Raw genomic sequence first — 4,978 nt, 5'->3', positions numbered from 1 at the left:
GCCCTTATTCTATGCGGGTCGTGAACTCAAGTCCGTCCTAATTTGGACAGCAGTGAGTGTGCATATTCATTGTATTGTTCAAGTTTCAGATTCGCACAACCGACTTTTTCAACAACAAAACACCACCAACCCTATTGTTATCCATTTACCACCCGGCAATCTCCTTCTTTCTTCGCGCCCTTCGTGCCCTTCGTGCCCTTCGTGGTGAATCTTCACAGCACAAATCGGCTGATGCCGTCTTTCAATCGGACCGTGTTGAAGTTCATGAGCAGTCCGATGCGCTTCTTTGCGAGCTTGAGATAGGTCAGCAATTGGGCCTCGTGAATCGGCATCACTTTGTCCACGGACTTGACTTCGATGATGATCTGGTCATCAACCAGCACGTCTATGCGATAGCCGCAATCGAGGAGGACCCCCTTGTAGCGTACGGGCAATTCGACCTGCGTGGCCACGGTTATGCCGTGCGAGGACAGTTCATATGCGAGGCATTTTTCATAAGTGGATTCGAGCAGGCCGGGACCGAGTTCGCGGTGTGCCTCGATGGCGCAGCCGATGACCCGATTGCTCAGGGCATCGAATTCCATGGTGTCATCTCCTTGTTTCGGTTGATTGTTATCTTCACCACGAAGAACACGAAAAGCACGAAGACGAACCGGAAGAGAAGGAACAAGAAACCAATCAAGACGACGGCTCGGCCCACGAAATTGCTTTCATTTCCATGTCTTCCGAGCATCCGCCAATTTGTGCATGCGCGGTCCTCTTGCAGCAAAAAAATCCTACCGCACAATGTTCAACTTTGTCTATCAACGCCGACTTCTTCTTCGTGTCCTTCGTGTTCTTCGTGGTGAATCACCTAAATCTCCGGCAAGGCGAGTTCCTTGCCTTCGCCGGTAAAGATTTTCGCCAGCGACGCGGCGGTGCGGGTAAGAATATCGAACAGGGTGCGAGACTCACCATCGAGCCGATAGCGCCCGGTCACCGCGCCGATTAGTGCGGCCTTGGTTTCCTTGTCCATGGGCGCTTCCTTGCCGCGCGAATAGACGATATGGACGACGGCGCGGTCCACGACGGGCCGGAAGGGTTCCATAAGGTCGTCGGCGAGACAGAAGGCGTCGTAGCGGTTGTGATGATGGACGCCAAGGGATGGATGGAGGCCGGTGGCGCAAATCGCGCGGGCGACCATCGCGCGCAGGACGGTGTAGCCATAGTTGAGAAAACGGTTCTGGTCCGGCGCTTCCCGTTCACGCTTGAAAGCCGGATCGTCGAACAACAGCGGCCAGTATCGCCGCGCGGCTTGGGCTTCGATATTGTCCGTGTCGCCCGACTTGACGCGTTTGGCCATCTCGAAAAATCCGAAATCGCTCTTGCGGAAGTCGAGGAGCGTGCGCCCCTGCGCGGCGACTTTCGCCTGGACAATCTGACGCCAGATCTGTTTCTTGACGGGAAGCGCCGCTTCGGCTTGCTTGACGAACCGTTCGGCCTGGAGATGATGCTGTTCGATGGGCAGCATCATGCCGACCGGCATCATCTTGCCGTCGCACACGACGACCGCCCCGCCATGCGAGGCGATCCCCGCCAGCGCAGGCTGCGTGAAGACGACCTGCCGGTGCGACGCCACCACAGCCGCCACCTCGTCCAAGGGAACCGTAACCGGCTCGGCGGACATCGTGATCGAATCGGAATTGTGCCGCTCGATCAGCAGCCGCTCCATGTTCACGGACAGCCGGACGGCATCCGTGCTCAAGTCTATGATCCGCTCAATCATTCGCCCGACGAAGCTCCCCAAGAGGGGTTACGCACATCTTAACGGGTTCGGACTTGCGGAAGGCTTCCGGAGTACGCGTACGGCCCTCTCTCGGCACGTCTGCAGCACGACGCGCGTCGCCGGTCTCACGAAAATCGATAACTACCGTACCCGTCGAGAACTGTGAAACCCCCGCTATGCGGTACAACCGTATAACGCCTTCCGTGTCTTTCATCTGCACGACTTCATTCAACGCCAGCGAAAAGAGGAACTTTCTTCCGTTGCCGTGATCACGTTTGATGACAGGTTCGCGGTTTTGGAGTCGTCGCATGGCTTCGTACCGGCTTACAACGGATCCCTCCCACTTCACGTTTCCGCGCTTGTCCGTCGTTTCGATGATTTCGACATGATGATTGGAATCGGTGGTGACATGGCGCACCCGATGCTCTTTGCCGATCTTGAATGTGGCGGCATTCTTGCGGATGCGGACCTTGTGAATGGGCAGGCGGCGTCCATCGCTGGTTTCGATGAAGGGATGTTTTTCGGCTGTGGCGAATGCCTTCTTGGGATCGTCGCTGTCCAGTTCGTCGAGCCGTTGTTTGACCTGTCTCCGCACGATGGGATCAACGATGGCCTCGATTTCTCCCTTGGATAGCGCCTCGACGCGTTTACGGACATGGACGCACGGTTTGGCCGGCTCGGAAGAGGGTTGCGGGCTGTAGAATGTATCCTCGTGCATGCGGCCGTTGACCTTCCGCGCGACGCGGTGCGAAACGACGATTTGGCCGGCGGCTTCCTGAATGTCCTGAAGGAAACGGTCCCACGGCGGCGGGACCTTTCCGAACTGGCGGCGGCGTTCCTCGGTGGCGTGCTTGGCGGCGTCGCTGAGCATCTTGACGGTTTTCGGGCTGGTCAGCGCGATGGCGACGGCGTCCACGGCGTGGTGGCGGTGATCTTCGCGATTCTTCTCGCCGCCGTCGCCGAGGACCTTGTTGAGCCCCCAGCAGTCGCGCAGGTACTTGGTGATGACGCCGGTGCTGACCTGGATGTGTTTTCGGTACTCGGCGCCGTAGAGCAGTCCGAGATATTTCGCGGCCAGCGTCGAGGCGTAGCGGGTGTCGTTGAGCACGCGGGCGGAAAAATCCTCGAAATCCTCGAGGTCCGCCATCTGGAAGCGGCGGAGTTTGGCATCGCGGCCTTCTCCCTTGAATTTGGCGACACGATCGAGGATCTCCTGATAGCGTGCGGGATCGCCGCCATAGGCCTCGTGCGGTGTGCGATTGCGTTTGACGCTCCGGTTCTCCTCATGGTAGCAGAGCGTCTTGTTGTTGAAGGAATTGTCCAAGCACCGGCTAAACGGGATGATGTGTTCAACATCGAATTGCGGCGCATCGCCCAACAGGGTGCGCATGCTGATTGTCTTGCCGGTATAAGGGCACCGCCATTCGCATTCCTCGGCCAGCAGAACCTTTTCGATATCGTCGCGGGAGGGATTCTGCACGCCCATTTCCTCAAAAATGCGCTTGGCCGCCTTTTGCCGGGATTTTTCGTTGTCCCGCATTTTTCGGCTGATTTTCATGCGCTCCTGCCGTGGTTTTTTCATGTCGCGGGCAAGCTCGATGCGGATCTTATCCGGCTTGCCGTACTTGTTGATGATCGCATTGACCACTTTGCGCAGTTCGGTCAGAACACGATTGACGACGGGATTGCGCAGGACGGGCATGAGTTGCTGGCGGACGGCCTCGGCCACACAGGGCAGAAATTCGACGGCGATGGCCGGTCCCGGATCGCCATAGACTTCCTTTTCGGCCGTCTTATAGGCGATCCCCTTCTCCATGAGCGGCAAGAGCTTTTCGATAGCTTGCCGGGAGAGCGAACAATACCCGTCTTCGAGTTCGATTTCCCCGAAACGTTTTGCCGTCTCTTCATCGAGTCCGTAGTGCTCGCGCCCGCGCTTAGCAAGGGCGGCGTCTTTTTCGAAACAACGGATGTCTTGAATGACGGCCTCGCGTTGGGCGGGTGTGAACCGGAACCAGCGTTCGCCGAAAATGCCGTACATCTTGGCGGATGTGCGATTGCCAATGAGCTTTTCTTCACCGCCGTTTTCGAGATTGAAGACGTACGCTTTGAGGTTCAGCAGTTTGCGGAGCTTGCCGAAGGTCATTTCCTCTTGGCGGTCGAGGGCGTCGAGCAGTAGGGTGCGTTCTTCGGGATTGAGCGGGCGTTCGGAATAGTCGGGCGCGATGACGCGGAGGTCATTGACCTTTTGAAGTACACGAAATCGCTGGGCGGCGGGCAGGGCCATGGGCGCCCGTTTGCGATCCGGTTCGAGCGGACATGCCCCAATCAGATCGTGCTGGAGTTTGAGTGGTCGCTGCCGGAAGAGGGCGTTATGAAGGATTTTCCGCCATTCCGGTGTAAGCACTTCGGGATGATGTTTCGATTGGGCGTCCCAAATGGCGTTGAATTCGTCTTCGTACATTTGGCGGGCGGTCCAGCGTTCGCGGATGCGGCGCTGGTCGGGATCCGAAGGGTCTATACGGCTGAGGTATTCGCCGAGGGTGCGCGCGCCGGTTTCATGTATTGCCGCGGCCAATTCGGCGATGCCCTGTTTCACGACGCTCTTTTCCTCGTCCTTCTTGCCGGCGGCTTTGCGGTTGCTTAAAAATCCGCGCCGTTGTCCGAGATGGTAGAAAGCCCGCCCGAGTTCGTCCCGTTCGAGTGGATTGTCCAGTGCGCGGGCTCTCAGCCAATACGGGAAGACATGCGGCAGTGCTTCCAAATTAACCTTCTTGTGGCGGGCACGCAATGTCCGGTCGAGTGTCGCGAAATATTCGTGACGGGCTTGTGAATGATCGATATCCCCTTCGGGCAGGAGTCCCATGGCTTGCAGCACACGGCCCACCTTGGATTGCCGCCTTGCACGCCGTTCGCCCTGCCTGCGGATTTGCCTCGCCATTCGGCGTGCCACGCCGCGTGATTCGTCTTTTCCCGCCTCGATATCGCCCTCGGTTCCGGCCTCGAAAATGCGCGATCCCATGCCGACAAGGCGGACGGGATTATCGCCGTCAAATCCGAACAGCGCCCAGCCGATCGAGTTGGTTCCAAGGTCCAGTCCCAGCACCAGCGATTCATTTGCCTTTTTCATGACAGGCCTCCCCATCTGAACAACACCCGAAAACCCCGATCCCCGGCTAAGAAAAATCCCGTTGGCGGGATCTTGTTGGCTTCATT

Annotated in this window: 3 protein-coding genes; all 3 read right to left on the bottom strand. The window is 57.8% G+C overall.

Features of this window, described 5'->3' with window-relative positions; translation table 11 throughout:
* Window positions 1–212: 212 nt before the first annotated feature.
* Window positions 213–584: a GxxExxY protein gene (locus P5540_19700; GenBank protein ID HRT67038.1), complete on the bottom strand. Its 372-nt coding sequence runs from the start codon at window positions 582–584 to the stop codon at window positions 213–215.
* A gap of 269 nt (window positions 585–853) precedes the next feature.
* Complete coding sequence (gene cas1, locus P5540_19695; protein ID HRT67037.1) at window positions 854–1,765, bottom strand: type II CRISPR-associated endonuclease Cas1; 912 nt, start codon at window positions 1,763–1,765, stop codon at window positions 854–856.
* On the bottom strand, window positions 1,758–4,892 hold the full coding sequence (gene cas9 / locus P5540_19690) for a type II CRISPR RNA-guided endonuclease Cas9 (GenBank protein HRT67036.1): 3,135 nt from the start codon (window positions 4,890–4,892) through the stop codon (window positions 1,758–1,760). Before cas9 ends, cas1 begins: the two co-directional genes overlap by 8 nt.
* Window positions 4,893–4,978 lie beyond the last annotated feature (86 nt).

It is taken from the genome of Candidatus Hydrogenedentota bacterium, assembly GCA_035450225.1.
GTDB lineage: Bacteria > Hydrogenedentota > Hydrogenedentia > Hydrogenedentales > SLHB01 > DSVR01.
Note: the sequence above shows the minus strand (reverse complement) of the source record. Positions and strands in the feature narration are given on the sequence as shown.

Bases quoted from the DNA above. Each gene is read 5' to 3' on its own strand.
- cas1 (HRT67037.1), bottom strand. From the start codon at position 1,765: ATGATTGAGCGGATCATAGACTTGAGCACGGATGCCGTCCGGCTGTCC.
- P5540_19700 (HRT67038.1), bottom strand. From the start codon at position 584: ATGGAATTCGATGCCCTGAGCAATCGGGTCATCGGCTGCGCCATCGAG.
- cas9 (HRT67036.1), bottom strand. From the start codon at position 4,892: ATGAAAAAGGCAAATGAATCGCTGGTGCTGGGACTGGACCTTGGAACC.